This is a genomic window from Streptomyces olindensis (assembly GCF_040645895.1).
GTDB lineage: Bacteria > Actinomycetota > Actinomycetes > Streptomycetales > Streptomycetaceae > Streptomyces > Streptomyces olindensis.
The window spans coordinates 23,573-39,614 of the sequence record NZ_JBEYZD010000007.1; the positions used below are offsets into that span (position 1 = coordinate 23,573).

13 protein-coding genes are annotated in these 16,042 nt (G+C 75.0%); 6 read left to right on the top strand and 7 right to left on the bottom strand.

Annotated features, from left to right (window positions below; all coding sequences use genetic code 11):
• Window positions 1-105 precede the first annotated feature (105 nt).
• From ABZ948_RS05860 to ABZ948_RS05870, 3 genes are all read right to left on the bottom strand, one after another.
• Window positions 106-1,698, bottom strand: a complete 1,593-nt coding sequence (locus ABZ948_RS05860) for a phytoene desaturase family protein (RefSeq protein ID WP_359757605.1) — start codon at window positions 1,696-1,698, stop codon at window positions 106-108.
• A gap of 58 nt (window positions 1,699-1,756) precedes the next feature.
• A complete protein-coding gene (locus ABZ948_RS05865; RefSeq protein WP_359757607.1) occupies window positions 1,757-3,985 on the bottom strand; it encodes a serine/threonine-protein kinase in 2,229 nt (742 codons plus the stop codon).
• Between the two features lie 65 nt (window positions 3,986-4,050).
• On the bottom strand, window positions 4,051-4,899 hold the full coding sequence (locus ABZ948_RS05870; protein ID WP_359757609.1) for an oxygenase MpaB family protein: 849 nt from the start codon (window positions 4,897-4,899) through the stop codon (window positions 4,051-4,053).
• Window positions 4,900-5,095: 196 nt separating this feature from the next.
• Between ABZ948_RS05870 and ABZ948_RS05875 the strand changes: the two genes are divergently transcribed.
• On the top strand, window positions 5,096-6,619 hold the full coding sequence (locus ABZ948_RS05875) for an ABC transporter substrate-binding protein (protein WP_359757611.1): 1,524 nt from the start codon (window positions 5,096-5,098) through the stop codon (window positions 6,617-6,619).
• Between the two features lie 11 nt (window positions 6,620-6,630).
• On the top strand, window positions 6,631-8,382 hold the full coding sequence (locus ABZ948_RS05880; RefSeq protein WP_359757613.1) for an ABC transporter permease subunit: 1,752 nt from the start codon (window positions 6,631-6,633) through the stop codon (window positions 8,380-8,382).
• Window positions 8,383-8,441: 59 nt separating this feature from the next.
• Here the strand turns inward: ABZ948_RS05880 and ABZ948_RS05885 are convergent, their stop codons facing one another.
• The 4 genes from ABZ948_RS05885 to ABZ948_RS05900 all read right to left on the bottom strand — a co-directional run bounded on the left by ABZ948_RS05885 (window position 8,442) and on the right by ABZ948_RS05900 (window position 11,040).
• Window positions 8,442-8,756 carry a hypothetical protein gene (locus ABZ948_RS05885; protein ID WP_359757615.1) on the bottom strand — a complete coding sequence of 105 codons (315 nt, stop codon included), beginning with the start codon at window positions 8,754-8,756 and terminating at the stop codon, window positions 8,442-8,444.
• A gap of 33 nt (window positions 8,757-8,789) precedes the next feature.
• A complete protein-coding gene (locus ABZ948_RS05890; RefSeq protein WP_359757617.1) occupies window positions 8,790-9,305 on the bottom strand; it encodes a class F sortase in 516 nt (171 codons plus the stop codon).
• 154 nt (window positions 9,306-9,459) lie between these two features.
• The gene (locus ABZ948_RS05895) at window positions 9,460-10,287 is read right to left on the bottom strand and encodes a DUF4397 domain-containing protein (RefSeq protein WP_359757619.1); all 828 of its coding nucleotides are present in this window, start codon (window positions 10,285-10,287) and stop codon (window positions 9,460-9,462) included.
• A 111-nt stretch (window positions 10,288-10,398) separates the two neighbouring features.
• On the bottom strand, window positions 10,399-11,040 hold the full coding sequence (locus tag ABZ948_RS05900) for a sigma-70 family RNA polymerase sigma factor (RefSeq protein ID WP_359757621.1): 642 nt from the start codon (window positions 11,038-11,040) through the stop codon (window positions 10,399-10,401).
• Between the two features lie 158 nt (window positions 11,041-11,198).
• On the opposite strand from ABZ948_RS05900, the gene ABZ948_RS05905 reads away from it, so the two are divergent.
• The 4 genes from ABZ948_RS05905 (at window position 11,199) to ABZ948_RS05920 (ending at window position 16,016) form a co-directional block, all read left to right on the top strand.
• Complete coding sequence (locus ABZ948_RS05905; RefSeq protein ID WP_359757622.1) at window positions 11,199-12,305, top strand: MerR family transcriptional regulator; 1,107 nt, start codon at window positions 11,199-11,201, stop codon at window positions 12,303-12,305.
• A 215-nt stretch (window positions 12,306-12,520) separates the two neighbouring features.
• A complete protein-coding gene (locus ABZ948_RS05910; protein ID WP_359757624.1) occupies window positions 12,521-13,732 on the top strand; it encodes an FAD-dependent oxidoreductase in 1,212 nt (403 codons plus the stop codon).
• A complete protein-coding gene (locus ABZ948_RS05915; RefSeq protein WP_359757626.1) occupies window positions 13,729-14,460 on the top strand; it encodes a class I SAM-dependent methyltransferase in 732 nt (243 codons plus the stop codon). The genes ABZ948_RS05910 and ABZ948_RS05915 overlap by 4 nt, the downstream gene beginning before the upstream one ends.
• Window positions 14,457-16,016: an FAD-dependent oxidoreductase gene (locus ABZ948_RS05920; protein WP_359757628.1), complete on the top strand. Its 1,560-nt coding sequence runs from the start codon at window positions 14,457-14,459 to the stop codon at window positions 16,014-16,016. Before ABZ948_RS05915 ends, ABZ948_RS05920 begins: the two co-directional genes overlap by 4 nt.
• Window positions 16,017-16,042 lie beyond the last annotated feature (26 nt).

Consider the following 16,042-nt stretch of genomic DNA (forward strand, 5'->3'; position numbering starts at 1 on the left):
GCCTTCTGCACCTCGTTCGGGCCGTCGAAGCGGTCCTCCTTCAGGCCGTCGAGGGTCCGGACGACCTTGTCGTCGGCGTGGTTGCCTTCCCTGCCGGAGTGCCCCTCAGGAGGGCAGTGATTCAGTCGGCCCGCCCTCCAGGACCGCCATGGCCGCGTTGTGCCCGGGCACCCCGCTCACTCCGCCCCCGCGCACGGCGCCGGCCCCGCACAGCAGCACGTTCGCGTGCCGCGTCTCCACGCCCCAGCGGCCCGTGCCGTCCTGGGCGTGGGGCCAGCTCAGCTCGCGGTGGAAGATGTTGCCGCCGGGCAGCCCGAGGTCCCGCTCCAGGTCGAGCGGGGTCCTGGCCTCGATGCAGGGCCGCCCGTCCGCGTCGGTGGCCAGGCAGTCGGCGAGGGGCTCGGCCAGGTGGGCGTCGAGCTGGGCGAGCGTGGCCTTGAGGAGTTCCTCGCGGACGGCGTCGTTGTCCCGCTCGAACAGCCGCGCCGGGGTGTGCAGGCCGAAGAGGGTGAGGGTCTGGTAGCCCTGCTCGGCCAGGTCGGGGCCCAGGATGCTCGGGTCGGTGAGCGAGTGGCAGTAGATCTCGGAGGGCGGCGCGGCGGGCAGGTCACCGGCGGCGGCCTGGGCGTGGGCGGTGGCCAGTTGTTCGTAGCCCTCGGCGATGTGGAAGGTGCCGGCGAACGCCTCGCGCGGGTCGACGGAGCTGTCGCGCAGCCTCGGCAGCCGCTTGAGCAGCATGTTCACCTTCAGCTGGGCGCCCTCGGCGGGGCTGGGCGAGGGGTCGCCGGTCAGGTCGGCCAGGGCCTGCGGGGAGGCGTTGACCAGGACGTGCCGGGCGGCGACGGTGCCCTCGCCGTCGGCCGTGCGGTAGGTGACCTCGGCCGTCCGGCTGTCCGTGGCGATGCGCAGCGCCTCGTGGCCGGTGGCGAGGACGGCCCCCGCGGCGCGTGCGGCGTCGGCCAGCGCGTCGGTGAGGGCGCCCATGCCGCCGACCGGCACGTCCCAGGCGCCGGTGCCGCCGCCGATCACGTGGTAGAGGAAGCAGCGGTTCTGCTTCAGCGTGGGGTCGTGGGCGTCGGCGAAGGTGCCGATCAGCGCGTCGGTGAGGACCACGCCGCGCACCAGGTCGTCGGCGAAGTGCCGTTCGACGGCGGCTCCGATCGGCTCCTCGAACAGCGTCCTCCAGGCCTGTTCGTCGTCGAGGCGGCGGCGCAGTTCCCCGCGGGTGGGCAGCGGCTCCGTGAGGGTGGGGAAGATCCGCTGGGCGGCGCGGCCGGTCATGCCGTAGAAGTCCTGCCAGGACCGGTACTCGCTGTCGGAGCCGGTGAGCCGGGCGAAGGCCTCCCTGGTCCGCCGTTCGCCGCCGCCGACGAGGAGCCCGGTGGGGCGGCCGTCGCGTTCGGCGGGCGTGTAGGAGGAGACGGTGCGGGTGCGCACCCGGAAGTCGAGGCCGAGGTCGCGGACGATCTTCTTGGGCAGCAGGCTGACCAGGTACGAGTAGCGGGACAGCCGGGCGTCGACCCCCGTGAAGGGCCGGGTGGACACGGCCGCGCCGCCGGTGTGGTCCAGTCGCTCCAGCACCAGCACGGAGCGGCCGGCCCGGGCCAGGTAGGCGGCGGCGACCAGGCCGTTGTGGCCGCCGCCGACGATGACGGCGTCGTACGTCCGGTGTGCGCGGGATCCCAGGGGTGCGGTCATGGTTCTTCGTAACACGGGGTGATCCGGGTCGGCCACAGGCGCTGTCCGCCGGAAGGCCTCACTGCCCGCCGGAGGCCCGCTCCTGGCGCAGGGCCGCCACTCTGCGGTACAGCGCCACGGCCTCGGCGCCCCGGCCGAGCTGCTGCAGGCAGTGCGCCTCGTCGTTGCGGCTGGCGAGGGTGTCGGGGTGGTCGGCGCCGAGGACGCGTTCGCGGGCAGCGGCCACCCCGCGGTATTCGGTGAGCGCGTCGTCCCAGCGGCCGAGCCAGCCCAGGCCCACGGCGACCTCGCGGCGGCTGACCAGGGTGTCCGGGTGGTCGGGGCCGAGGGCCCGCTCGCGCAGGGCGGTGACGTCCCGGGACTCGGCGAGGGCCTCCTCCCAGCGGCCGAGGCGACCGAGGTTGACGCAGCGGCCGTGCCGGGCGCGCAGGGTCTCGGGGTGGGTGGGGCCCTGGATGCGGGCGCGGTCCTCGGCCAGGGCGCCGTAGAGGTCCAGGGCCTCCGCGCTGCGGCCGAGGCGGCCCAGGCTGATGCCGATCTCGTGGCGGGCGGCGAGGGTGTCGGGGTGATCCGGTCCGAGGGCCCGGCCGCGGGCCTCGGCGACCTCGCGGTAGGTCTCCAGGGCCTCGGACCAGCGGCCCAACTGGCCGAGGGCGTACGCGACCTCGTAGCGGGTGACCAGGGTGTCGGGGTGGTCCGGGCCGAGCACCCGGGCTCGGGCTGCGGCGACCTCGCGGGCCATGCGGTGGGAGTCCTCCAGGCGGCCGAGGCGGCTGAGGTTGAAGGCGAGGTTGTGCCGGCAGCGCAGGGTGTCGGGGTGGTCGGGGCCCATCGTGCGCTCCCGGGCGGCGAGCACGGAGGTGTAGACGCGGTGCGCGTCGAAGGGCCGGTTCAGCTGGCCGAGGACATAGGCCATCTCCTGGCGGGCGGCGAGCGTGTCGGGGTGGTCGGCGCCGAGGGTGCGGATCCTGGCCTCGGCGACGTGCTTGTACTCGCGCAGGGCGTCCGGGGCGCGGCCGGTGCGGCTGAGGGTGAAGGCGACCTCGTAGCGGCTGGCGAGGGTGTCGGGGTGGTCGGGGCCGAGGAGGTGCTCGCGTTCGGCGGCGACCGCCCGGTGCACCTCGCCCGCCTCCGCCCAGCGGCCGAGCCGGCCGAGGCTCAGGCCCGCGTTGTGCCGGCCGGCCAGGGCGGTCAGGACCTCGGGGGGCGGCGTGGGCCGTTCCTCGGGGACGGGCTCCTCGACGGGGCCGGTGGCGGGCCGTGCGATCCACTCGCCGGACAGTCCGGCCGCCGGGTCCGGCGGTGTGGTGCGCAGCCCGGTGCCCGCCGCCTTGTGTCCGGTGGTCATGCCGTGGGTCCAGGACGGCAGCCGCCCCGCGCGGGCCGGTGCCCCGGGAACGGGCCCGGCCGCCACGACGGTCGGCACGTACGCCGGTGCGGCCCGGTGCCCGCTGATCCGCCGCGCCAGTTCGCGGGCGTCGCCGGGGCGTTCCGCGGGTTCCTTGGCGAGCAGGTCGAGGACGACCCGCTCCAGGTACTCGGGCAGTTCGGGGCGGTGCTCGCGCGGCGGGCGGGGCGGGGTGTCGCGGTGGCCGATGAGGATCGCCCAGGCGTCGTCGAGGTCGAACGGCGGGACGCCGGTGGCGATCTCGTAGAGCACGCACCCGAACGAGTACAGGTCGCTGCGCTGGTCGACCTCGGTGCCGCTGATCTGCTCCGGGGACATGTAGTGCGGGGTGCCCATGGCGATGCCGGTGCCGGTCAGCCGGGACGTGAAGCCGATGTCGTGGCCGAGCCGGGCGATGCCGAAGTCGCAGATCTTCACCGTGCCGTCGCCGAGCCGCACGATGTTGGCGGGCTTCAGGTCCCGGTGGACGATGCCCTGTTCGTGGCAGTACGCGAGGGCGGCGGCGACCTGCTCGGCGATCTCCAGGACGTCGGCGACCGGCAGCGGGTGCTGCTTGTTGTCCTCCAGGAGCTGGCTGAGGTTGCGGCCGTCGAGCAGTTCCATGACGAGGTAGAGGACGCCGTCGGACTCGCCGAAGTCGTGTACGACGGTGATGCCCCGGTGCTGGAGCGCCGCCGCCACCCGGGCCTCGCGGCGGAACCTCTCGCGCAGCACGCGGGTGAAGGCGTGGTCGTGGTTGGGGCCCAGCGGTTTGAGGCATTTGACGGCGACGAGCCGGCCCAGGGACTCGTCCCGGGCCCGCCACACCTCGCCCATGCCGCCGCGCCCGATCAGATCGAGCAGCCGGTACCGGCCGTGAATGAGCCTGCTGTCCCCCATCTCGCGCGACGCTCCCCCCGGTAGCTGTTCGCCCGCCCCTCCCCGTGGCCCCTCAGTATGGCGGCCTACCGTCCGAGTTTGTACGGTGCCGGACGCGTGTGCGGGCCGAGCCTCGCCATGGCGCGCAGGATGTGTTTGGGCGGGAGTTGCCAGCGCAGACGTGCGGGAACACGGCGCAGCAGGAGACCCGTGAGGCGCAGTTGCCGGGTGACGGTGGCGGGTGCGGGGGCCGGTCTGCCGTACAGCTCGTGGGCGTACGGTGGCAGGGAGGCGTACGCCAGTTGTGCCACGCGCCGCCACAGCACTTCGCGCGCCGGTATGAGGAGCGGGTGCGTCGGCGGGCGGAGGAGGAAGTCGTCCACCTCGCGTGCCTCGGGTCCGGCGGCCAGGTCGGGGCGCACCTTCTCGAAGTACTCGGCGAGTTCGGCCCGGTCGGCGGGTACGGCGGCCGGGTCGAGGCCCACCAGGCGTGCGCTCTGCCGGTGTTCGTCGATGTAGCGGTCGGCCTCGGCGTCGGTGAGGCGGAACCCGGACCGGCGCAGGACGTGCAGATAGGAGTCGATCTCGGCGCAGTGCACCCACAGCAGCAGGCCGGGTTCGTCGACGGGGTAGCGCTCGCCGGTGTCGGGGTCGGTCGCCGACAGCATGCTGTGGATCTTCCGGACCCGGGCGCCGGCGCGCTCGGCGGCCTCGGTGGTGCCGTACGTCGTCGTGCCGACGAAGTTCGCGGTGCGCAGCAGCCGGCCCCAGGCGTCCCGGCGGAAGTCGGAGTTCTGCAGGACGCCGCGCACCGCGCGCGGGTGCAGCGCCTGGAGGTAGAGCGCCCGGATGCCGGCGATCCACATCATCGGGTCGCCGTGCGTCTGCCAGGTCACCGAGTTCGGGCCGAACAGCCCCGGGTCCGCGCCGGTCATGCGACTCACCTCCGCCCGGCGCCCACGATGACACACCTCGAACAGTCGGTCGATAGCGCCGGGTTCGGTCGCGGGACCGTCCAGTCGTTGAGAATTCATCCACCCGGCGATGGGTTCGGTAAGGCTGCCCTTATATGCTGGCGCCGCCGATCAAGATCCAGCGGCATGCCCGACCTCCCGCACGACAGGACCCGACATGCGCACCACCTCCCGCGGCCTCATAGCGGCGCTCGCCCTCACCCCTCTGCTGGCCGGCTGCTTCGCACCGGGCGACAGCGACGACGGCACGGGTGCCGGGACGGGATCGGGCGGGCGGCTGCGCGTCGCGCTGGCCGTGCCGCCGGTCCAGGCGCTCTCCCCCTACAGCAACGACGCCACCGTGCTGAGCAAGCTGTCCGTCGCCGAGGGCCTCACCGCCCTGGACAGGAACGGCACGGCCAAGCCCGCCCTGGCCAAGTCCTGGAAGCAGGACGGCGACACCACCTGGACCTTCGAGCTGCGCGACGCCGAGTTCCAGGACGGCACCAAGGTCACCGCCGAGTCCGTCGTCAACGCGCTCGACCACGCGAGCGCGGCCAAGCCCAAGCCCCGGGTCCTGAGCGACGTGACCCTCACCGCCAAGGCCGAGGACGCCGACACCGTCACCCTCACCACCAAGTCGCCCGACCCGGTGCTGCCGCTGCGGCTGGCCAGCCCCGCGCTGGCGATCCTGTCGGCGAAGGCGTACGCGAAGGACGGCGCCGTCAGCCCGGTCGGCACCGGCACCGGCCCGTTCGAGATCACCCGGCTCAGCGGCAAGACCAAGGCCACGCTGAACCGCTACGACGGCTACTGGGGCGGCAAGGCGAAGGCCCCGGGCATCGACGTGAGCTGGATCGCGGACGGCACGGCCCGCGCCAACGCGCTGCGCGGCGGCGAGACCGACATCGCCGAGTGGATCCCCACCGCCCAGGCGAAGCTGCTCGACAAGGCGACCCGGCACGAGGTCCCGTCGGTGCGCACCGACAGCCTGATCCTCAACACCCGCGGCGGCCTGTTCGCCGACGCCGGGCTGCGCGCCGCCGCCCGCGAGGCCGTCGACGGCTCCGCGCTGGTCGACTCCGTCTTCGGCGGCTACGCCGACCCCGCCCAGGGCCTGTTCGGCCCCGCCGTCCCCTGGGCCGCCGACAAGCGGGTGAAGGTGACCGGCCGCGCCGCGGCCACGCCCGCCGCCCGGGTGAAGAGCGAGACCAAGGGCAGGACGCTGCGGCTGGCCACCTACACCAACCGGGCCGAGCTGCCCGAGGCCGCCACCGTGCTCCAGCAGCAGCTGGAGAAGGCCGGGTTCACGGTGAAGCAGGACGTGCGCGAGTACACGCAGATGGAGTCCGACCTCCTCGCCGGGAAGTACGACGCCCTCGTCTTCTCCCGGGTGACCCTCCTGGACACCGGTGACGCGGTCGACTACCTCGCCAGCGACTTCACCAGCGAGGGCGTCTACAACATCGCCGGCCTGAAGGACGCCGCGGTGGACAAGGCCATCCGGGCCGCCGCCGGGGAGCGCGACACCGAGCGCCGCCAGGAGAAGATCATGAAGGCGGAGGCGGAGATCCTGCGCACCGACGCGGTGGTGCCGCTCGTCCACGAGCAGGCCGTGCAGGGCATCGCCGAGAACGTCGAGGGCGTGATCCTCGACCCGCGCGAGCGCTCCCTGATCGACGTCGACACCCACCTCAAGTAGGCCCCGGCCCCGTGAGCGTCGCCCACACCTCCGCCCGTCCCCTGCTCTGGCCCACGGCGGCCGGCCGGCTGCTCGCCGGGGCCGCGCTGCTCGGCGCGGTGGCCGCGCTGCCGTGGCTGTCCGGGGCGGACCCGGCCCGCACCGTGCTGCGCGCCCGCTCCGCCGACCAGAACCCCACCCCCGCGGAACTGGACGCCGTACGCAGGCAGTTGGGGCTGGACGAGGGACCGCTCGCGCATCTCGCGCACTGGCTGCGCGGCCTGCCGAACGGGGACGCGGGCGTCTCCTGGGTGTCCGGGGAGCCGGTCATGCCCCAGGTGGCCACCGCCCTGTCGGTCTCCCTGACGCTCGTGCTGGGCGCGTTCGCGGTCACGGCCCTGGTGGCCGGACTGATCTGCGCCCGTACGGTCGTCCTCGGCTCCCGGCGCCGGCTGTGGCGGGACCGGGCGGGCGGCACGGCCGCCGTGCTGGCCGCGCTGCCGAAGTTCCTGCTCGCCTCGGTGCTGGCTACGGTGTGCGGCGTGTGGTGGGGGTGGTTCCCGTCCAGCGGGTGGGAGGGGCCGCAGTCGATGGTGCTGCCCTCGCTCGCTCTCGGCATCCCCTCGGGGGCGATGCTCGGCGGACTGCTCGACCAGGCCCTGCCCGCCGCCTTCCACGAACCCTGGGCCCGCACGGCCTACGCCGTCGGACTCCCGCCCGGCCGCATCGCCCGCAACGCCGTGCGCCGCACCCTGCCCGGCCTGCTGCCGCAGTTGCTGCCGACCGTCGTGGCCCTGGTCGGCGGTGCGGTCGCGGTGGAGAAGATCTTCAACATCCCGGGGCTCGGCCGGCTCGCCCTGGAGGCCGCCGTCGCCCAGGACCTCCCGGTGCTGCAGACGGCGACTCTGGCCCTGGTGCTGCTCGGGGTGAGCGCCGGTGTCCTGATCCGGGCCCTGCGCCACGCGCTCCTCGGCCGGCCCCTGCGCGACGGCGCGCTGCCGGCCCTGCACCGGCCGCCGCTGGCCGTGCCGCGCTCCCTGCGCTGGATCACCGCGGCCTGTGCCCTCGCCCTGCTCGCGCTGGTCACGGCGGGCCTCCTGCGCGACCCCCTCCAGGTCGACACGGCCGCGCGGCTGCTGCCCCCGTCCCTCGCCCACCCCCTGGGCACGGACGCCCTGGGCAGGGACCTGCTGGCCCGGCTGGGCCACGGGGCGCTGCGCACGGCCGGGGTCGCCCTCGTCGTGACGGCCGTCAGCGCGGTCACCGGACTCCTCCTGGGCATGGCACCGCGGGCGAGCGCCGGCCCGACCGAGGTCGTGTCGACGCTGCCCGCCGTGCTCGCGGGGCTTCTGATCGCGGGCGTGACGGGGCCGTCCGTGTGGGGTGCGGCCTGCGCGGTGTGCGTGGTCGGCTGGAGCCCGTACGCCGCCCAGACCGCGGCGCTGCTGGAGCAGGAACGCGCGAGCGGCCACATCGCCGCGTCCGTGTCCCTCGGGGCGGGACGCCTGCACCTGATGCGCCGCCATCTGCTCCCCGCGGTCGTCCCGCCCCTGGTGCGCAACGCCCTGCTCCGGCTGCCCACCACCGTCCTGGTCCTGGCCTCCCTCGGCTTCCTGGGCCTGGGCGAACAGCCGCCCACCCCGGAGTGGGGCCGCCTCCTGTCGGAGAACCAGCCGTACGCCGAACTGGCCCCCTGGGTGGTGCTCGGCCCGGCCGCCGCGCTGGTGGTGCTCTCCGTGCTGGCCGTGACGGGCAGCGTGCAGGGACGCGGGAAGGGCGCCTAGCACGCCGGGGGGCGCCGCGGTCTGCCCGTGTCGCAGGTCGGTGCGTCGAGCGCCCCGCCCTATCCGGGCTTCGGACGCCGGTGCCGGGGGCTCCGGCGGGGGCGGGGGGCGGTGCCTCCCGTATGCGGCCGGCACGTCCTTGGGTCGTGGGCCAGTTCGCGGGCGATCCGCCGCCAGACGCGTTCCGGGGGCGCGGTCGGGAGGTCGCCCAGGCGTGCGCCGCGGGCGGCGGTCACTACACGGATCATCGTCCGCAGTTCGTCGCGACAGCGGTCGCACTCCTCGATGTGCGGCAGGACGCCGGTGAGTTCGCGGCCCGGCGCCGCGTTCCCCAGCGCCAGTTCCACCAGATGTGCGGGCTGTACGTGGGCCACTGCGTCCTCCACTTCGTCGGACTCCGGGGTCCGTCAGCGCCCGACGGGCTCCGCCGTGACGACGAGGTTGGACCGATGGCCTCCGCGCTCGGGGAGGAAGGGAGGCGCACAGGTGATCAGGGTGAGGACGGGGGCGCCCGTGCGGCGGAACACCGAGGGCGGCAGCTCGTCCTTCGGCACGGTGACGCGCGAGACGACGCGGTAGTGCACCGGCTCCGCTCCCGCGCGCCGCACCTCGACACGCTGACCCCGCCGTACGTCGTACAGCGCGGCGAACTCACCGACCTCGCCGGTGTCGGTGTCGACGTGCCCGACGAGCACGGCCGAGCCCCGGTCGTCGCCCGGCGCGGAGCCATGGCGGTACCAGCCGGCCACCGACGGGTCGCCGGGGACGGTCATGTCCCCCCGGTCGGTCACGCCCACCGGTTCGACCCGGGCGTCCAGGCCGGCGTCGGCCACCAGGACACGCCGGGGCAGCGGTTCCCGGGCCCCGGCGGGCCTGGCCACCGGGGTCACGGCGTCGTCCGCGCGTTCCGCGGAGGCGGCCACAGGTCGTTCCATAGGCGCTGCCCCGGATCGTTCCGCAGGCGCCGCCACGAGGTCGGGCGGAGGGGCGATCCGGTCCGACGGCGTGGCCGCGAAGCCGAGGGCGGCTGCCAGGGCGGCAGCCGCCACGGTCCGTCCGGTCGGCCGTCGTGTGCCCTCAGCCACGTCGGCCGGCGGTCCGGCGGGCCACCAGCGCGCCCGTCACCGGGACGACACCCGCCGCGGCGGCCCAGGCGAGCCACCCGTCGGGGGAGTTCGGGGTGACGGCGGCGCCGCTGCCGCCCGCGTCGACGGCGCGGGGCGCCGACTCCATGCCGCTGAACGTCTGGGTCGCCAGGGCGAGGTTCTCGTCCTCCGCGCTGCCCCAGGCGTAGACGACGTTGCCGGTGCCCTCCGCCAGGTTCAGGTCGGCCGGGCCGACGGCCACGGTGTCCGTACCGGCGAGCACCACATCGGCGTCGACGGTGCCCGCGTCGACCTCGGCGGTGTCCTCCTTCGGGTTGGTCAGGTCGCTGAAGACCGGCTGTCCGCCGGCCCGGACGTCGACGGCGGGCGCGGCCGCGACATGGCGCACCGTCAACCGTGACGTGCCGGCGTCGACTTGTGACACGTCATCGGTGAAGGCCGTCAACTGCGGCTTCCCGGCGGCATCGAGGTGGGCCGCGAGCGTGGCGTTCCCGCCCTCGGGCACCTCCACCTTCTTCTCCAGGGCCGGGGTGCCCTCGGGGCCCTTGCCCGCTTCGAAGATCTGTATGTCATAGGTGCCGGCGGCGAGGGACTGGGGGTCCGTCACCGTGCCGGGCTCGAAGTCGCTGAGCAGTTCGTCGCCGTCCGCGTACACGTCAACCGTCATCCCCGGGATGCCGTGGAAGACGGACACCATGGCCTTGTCGGAGTCGGCGGCCAGGGCGGGTGCGGTCGTGCCGAGGGCCAGGGCGCAGGCACCGGCCGACGCGGCGAGAGCGAGACGGAAGTGAGAGGTCATGAGAAATCTTTCCTTCGAAACGGAGTCCCGCGGGATGCGGGGTCTCGGTCCTGTTTCGGGTCCGCGGTCCGCCTCGGATGCGTGCGCGCGGCGGCCGCTTCGCGGTACGCGTTACGCGGCCGTGTCGCGGACCGGGACCGTGTCGCGGACCGGGACCGTGTCGCGGACCGGGGCCGTCTCGATCGCCTGGCGCAGCCGGTGCAGCCCGCGGCGGGAGTGACTCTTGACCGTCCCCAGGGGCATGCCGGTCCGTTCGGCGATCTGTGCCTGCGTCAGGTCCTCGTAGAAGGCCATGCAGAGCACCTCCCGCTGATGGCGCGGCAGCCGGGCCAGGGCGTCGATGAGCACCACGCGGTCCAGGACCCGGTCCGGTGCCTCCTCGTCGGGTACCGGGGGGCCCGCGTCGTGGGCGGCCGAGTCGAGGAGGGTCAGGCGCCTGGTCCTGGCCGCCAGGGCGTCGACGATCTTGCGGCGCGTGATGCCGACCAGCCAGGCGCCCAGCGGGCCCCGCTCCGGGCGGAAACCGGCCCGTCCGTGCCAGGCGCCGAGGAAGACCTGCTGGGTGACGTCCTCCGCTTCATGGGTGTCGCCGAGCAGCCGGGTGGCCATGGTGTGGACGAGCGAGCCCCAGCGCCGGTAGATCGCGGCGAACGCCTCCTCGTCCGCGGCGACCAGGCCACGGGCCAGTTCCTCCTCGTACCGCGTCTCCTCCGCGGCCGGGGCGGAGGCGGTGCGTCGTGTGTCGGTGATCATGGCCTGGTTCCTCCTGCCGGGCGCGTGCGGGGGCGGAAGGCCGTGTGCCCCATCGCCCTGCCGCCCTGTGCGGCGGCGACCGTGCGCTCGTAGCCAGTGTTCGGCGCACAATCGACGCAACTCAACCTGCGTCGTTTGTGCGTCGTACAGTCGGAGGTATGGGTGCACACGAACGGGACGGCCACGACCGGAGCGGCGAGCGGGCCCCGCGGGGTGGCGGGCTGACGACCGGCGAGGTGGCCAGGCGGCTTGGGGTGGCGCCCACCACGGTCCGCAGCTGGGACCGCCGCTACGGCCTCGGGCCCGAGGCGCACGCCGGCGGCCGGCACCGGCGGTGGGCCGCCGCGGACGTGGCGCGGCTGGAGCGGATGTGCGCCCTGACGGCGACCGGGATACCTCCCGCGGAGGCGGCCCGCACCGTGCTCGGCGAAACGGACCCGAAGACGGACCCGAAGAAGGGCGCGAAGACAGGCCCGGAGGCGGGCACGAAGACGGCCCCGGAGACGGGCACGAAGGAGCACACGGAGGCGGATCCGCGGGCGGCCTCCGCCGGACCGGACGCGGCGGTGCCACCGCGGCCGTCTGTCCCCGCCCGCCGCAGCCGCGCCGGCAGCGGGCTGAACCTGGGCGACGTGCGCCAGGAGTGCAAGGGCATCGCCCGCGCCGCCCTGCGCCTCGACGCCGCCGCACTGGACGAACTGCTGCGCGACGCCATCGACGAGCACGGCCTGGTCGCCGCCTGGACCGAGGTGATCATGCCGACGCTCCAGGCGGTCGGCCGCAAGTGGGAGAGCTCGGGCGAGAAATACGTCGAGGTCGAGCACTTCCTGTCCTGGCACGTGTCCGGCGCGCTGCGGCGCGGCGCCCCCAGCGCGGTCGCCGGCCGGACGGGCGCCGTGACGGTGCTCGCGTGCGTGCCGGGGGAGAACCACACGCTGCCGCTGGAGGTGCTGGCCGCCGCGCTGGCCGAACGGGGTCTGCCGGTGCGCATGTTCGGCGGCGCGCTGCCCGTGGAGTCGCTGGTCACGGCGGTCCGCAGGACCGGGCCGGCCGCGGTGGCGCTGTGGGCGCAGTCCCGTACGACCGCCAGCCGGCCGCTGGCCCAGCACGTGGCCGCGATGGAGTGGGGGGTGCGCGGCGCCCGCCGCGGACCGGTCGTCCTGACCATCGGGCCCGGGTGGGCGGGCCGGAGCGTGGCCGGGTTGCCGCGTCCGGCGGGGCTGGCGGAGGCCGTCGCCCTCCTGGAGTCGGTCGTCTCGCCCTAGGGGGTGTCCGCAAAGTCCCGCCTGCCCTGCGGGCGGACGACGCGACTTTGCGGACACCCCCTAGCCGCGGCCCGCTGCATCCGGACACGGCCGACAGCCGGAAGGGGTGAAGGGAACCAGGCGGAGTCGTCGGACCGATGGCGGGAGCGGGGTGTGGTGGTGATCGGGGCGTGTGTCCGGGTGCCCGGTGAGCGGGCCCGCCGGGGCGGGACCCGGTGAGCCCGGGGTCCGCCGGAACGGCCGACGTGGTGGTCGTCGGGGGCGGTGCCGCCGGACTGAGTCTCGCGTACCGGCTGATCGAGACCGGTGCCGCGACGGTGACCGTCGTGGAGCCGCCGGACGGGCCCGGGCGTCCGCCGGAGCGGACCTGGTGCTACTGGGAGGAGGGCGCCGGCGACTTCGAGGAGGCGGTGGCCGCGACCTGGCCGCTGCTGCGGGTGCACGGCCCGGACGGCGGTGCGCTGACCGTCGATCCGGCGCCGTCGCGCTACCGCATGGTGCGCTCCACGGCCTTCGAACGGCTGGTGCACGCGCGGCTCGCCACCGCGCCCGGGGGCAGGCTGCTGCGCGCGACGGCGGACATCGTGCGCGACGTGCCCGGCGGCGCGGAGGTCCGCTGCACGGCACCCGGCGGGCAAACGCTGACCCTGCGTGCCCGGCGAGTGTTCGACTCGCGCCCGCTGAGCGCCCTGCCACCGGCCCGGACGCTGTTGCTGCAGCACTTCCGCGGCTGGTTCGTGCGCACCCGCGCCGACCGGTTCGACCCGGCGGTCGCCGACCTGATGGACTTCCGGGTGCCCCAGCCGGGGCACGGCCTCGCCTTCGGCTACGTCCTCCCGCTGGCCCCCGACCGTGCGCTCGTCGAGTACACCGAGTTCTCCCGGGCGCCACTGACCACCGCGGCGTACGAGACGGCGCTCGGGCACTACACGCGGGAAGTCCTGGGACTGGGCGCGTTCACCGTGGAGTCGGCGGAACAGGGTGTGATCCCGATGACCGACGCCCGCTTCCCCCGGCGCGCCGGCGAGTCCGTGTTCCGCATCGGTACGGCAGGTGGTGCGACCCGTCCGGCCACCGGCTACACGTTCGCCGCGGTGCAGCGGCACAGCCGGGCCGTCGCCGCCCTGCGCGACGGCCACGCCACCCCTCCCCCGCCGCACGGCCGGCGGGCGCTCTTCATGGACGCGGTGCTGCTGCGGGCCCTGGACACGGGCCGGATCGACGGACCCGCGTTCTTCACGGACCTGTTCCGCCGGACTCCGGCCCACCGTCTGTTGCGCTTCCTGGACGGCGCCACCTCGCTCCGTGAGGAGTGGGGCATCGGGCTGCGCACCCCGGTGGGCCCGATGCTCCGCACCGCGCTCGAAGTGCCCTTCCTGCCCCGCCGCACCCACCCCGCCCCACGAACCGGAGAGACCCCCCGATGACCCTGCTGCGCGACGACGACCTGGCACGCGCCTTCGACCACGCGTCCCGCACCTACGACCGGCTCACGGCCCTCAACCCCGGTTACCGCACCGACCTGCTGCGCTCGGCCCGCCGGTTGCGGCTACCTGGGGACGGAGCCGGGCTGCGGCTGCTGGACCTCGGCTGCGGCACCGGCGCCTCCACCCGGGCCCTGCTGCGGGTCGCGCCCCGTGCCCGGATCACCGCCGTGGACGCCTCCTCGGGCATGCTGCGGCGGGCGCTGGCCAAGCCGTGGCCCGACGGGGTGCGGTTCCTGCACCTGAGCGCCGAGGAACTCGCGACGGCCGGCGAGGGCCCGTTCGACGCGGTCTTCGCCGCCTACCTGTTCCGCAACGTCTTTGACCCGGACGGCGTGCTGCGTACGGTGCGGACGCTGCTGCGGCCGGGCGGGCGTCTCGCCGTCCACGAGTACAGCCTCGGGGGATCACCTGCCCACCGTGCGCTGTGGACCGCCGTCTGCCAGGGCGTGATCATCCCGGCGGGCACCCTCACCGGCGACCGGGCCCTCTACCGCCACCTGTGGCGCAGCGTCCTGGCCTTCGACACGGCCCCCGTCTTCACCGGCCGGCTGGCCCGGGCCGGGTTCACGGACGCGCGCGCCCTGCCCCTCCCCGGGTGGCAGACCGGCATCACCCACACGTTCGTCGCCCGCAACGGCTCCGGGACGGCAGCGGAGGACACCCGATGAGCACCGGCACCGTCCGGCGCGGCCGCGACCGCAAGGCCGAGATCCTGCTGCCCGCCCCCGGCCGGGACCGCTTCTCGCCCGGCGACGCGCCCTCGGTCGCCGTGGTGGGCGGCGGGATCGCCGGTCTCGCGGCGGCCACCGGACTGGCGGAACGCGGCGCCCGGGTGATCCTTTACGAGCGGGAGGAGTCGCTGGGCGGCCGCCTCGCAGGGCATCGCACCCGGCTCGCGGACGGCTCCGAGGTGACGATGAGCCGCGGCTTCCACGCCTTCTTCCGCCAGTACTACAACCTGCGCGGCCTGCTGCGGCGGACCGATCCCGCCCTCGCTCGCCTCACCCCGCTGCCCGACTACCCGCTGCGGCACAGCGGTGGCCTGACCGACAGCTTCGCCCGCGTCCCGCGCACCCCGCCGTTCAGCGCGCTCGGCTTCGTCGCCCTCAGCCCGGCCTTCGGCTGGCGTGACCTCCTCGCGCTGGACGCCCGGGCGGCGCTGCCGCTGCTGGACGTGCGCGTGCCGGAGGTGTACGCGCGGTTCGACCGGGTCAGCGCGGCCGGTTTCCTGCGGAGCGTCCGCTTCCCCGAGGCAGCGCACCATCTGGCGTTCGAGGTGTTCTCCCGCAGCTTCTTCGCCGACCCCCGCGAACTGTCCGCCGCCGAACTGATGCTGATGTTCCACATCTACTTCCTCGGCTCGGCGGAAGGGCTGCTGTTCGACGTGCCCGACGAGCCCTTCCCGCAGGCCCTGTGGGAGCCGCTCGGGGCGTATCTCCGGCGGCTCGGCACGGACGTCCGCACCGGGACCGCCGTACACGGCGTGCGCCCTGCCGGCCCCGGTGGAGCCGAGGTGCGCACCGGCACCGGCACCGACCGGCACGACGCGGTGGTGCTCGCCCTGGACACCGGCGGGCTGCGGCAGGTCGTCGCCGGCTCCCCCGGCCTGGGCACCGGCGCCTGGCGCGACGACATCGCCGCCCTGCGCACCGCCCCGCCGTTCCTCGTCTCCCGGCTCTGGCTCGACCGGCCGGTCCGCGCCGACCGCCCCGGCTTCCTCGGCACCAGCGGGTACGGCGGCCTGGACAACATCAGCGTCCTGGAACGCTACGAAGGGGAGGCCGCCGGCTGGGCCGGGAAGAACGCGGGGTCGGTGGTGGAACTGCACGCCTACGCGGTCCCCGACGGCGCGGAACCGGAGCGGGTGCAGCACGAGTTGCTCGAACAGCTGGGGCGGGTGTACCCGGAGACCCGAGCGGCGCGGGTCGTCGACGCCCGGCACGAGTGGCGCTCGGACTGCCCGCTCTTCCTGGTGGGCACACACCACCGGCGTCCCACCGTGACGACCCCCCACCCGTGGCTGGCCCTGGCCGGCGACGGAGTCCGCTGCGACCTGCCCGTGGCCCTGATGGAACGGGCCGCCACCACCGGCTTCCTGGCGGCCAACGCCCTGCTCGCCCGGTGGGGCGTGGGCGGTCAGGTGCTGTGGACCGTCCCGCGGGCGGGCCGCTCCCCGGTGCTGCGGGCCCTCGGCGCGCTCGTGGGGCGCCCGGCGCACCGGTGATGCCGGGCCGCCGGACGGGCCCGGGT

Coding starts and splice junctions, on each gene's coding strand:
- ABZ948_RS05875 (WP_359757611.1), top strand. CDS start 5,096: ATGCGCACCACCTCCCGCGGCCTCATAGCGGCGCTCGCCCTCACCCCT.
- ABZ948_RS05900 (WP_359757621.1), bottom strand. CDS start 11,040: ATGATCACCGACACACGACGCACCGCCTCCGCCCCGGCCGCGGAGGAG.
- ABZ948_RS05915 (WP_359757626.1), top strand. CDS start 13,729: ATGACCCTGCTGCGCGACGACGACCTGGCACGCGCCTTCGACCACGCG.
- ABZ948_RS05895 (WP_359757619.1), bottom strand. CDS start 10,287: ATGACCTCTCACTTCCGTCTCGCTCTCGCCGCGTCGGCCGGTGCCTGC.
- ABZ948_RS05905 (WP_359757622.1), top strand. CDS start 11,199: ATGGGTGCACACGAACGGGACGGCCACGACCGGAGCGGCGAGCGGGCC.
- ABZ948_RS05870 (WP_359757609.1), bottom strand. CDS start 4,899: ATGACCGGCGCGGACCCGGGGCTGTTCGGCCCGAACTCGGTGACCTGG.
- ABZ948_RS05860 (WP_359757605.1), bottom strand. CDS start 1,698: ATGACCGCACCCCTGGGATCCCGCGCACACCGGACGTACGACGCCGTC.
- ABZ948_RS05920 (WP_359757628.1), top strand. CDS start 14,457: ATGAGCACCGGCACCGTCCGGCGCGGCCGCGACCGCAAGGCCGAGATC.
- ABZ948_RS05865 (WP_359757607.1), bottom strand. CDS start 3,985: ATGGGGGACAGCAGGCTCATTCACGGCCGGTACCGGCTGCTCGATCTG.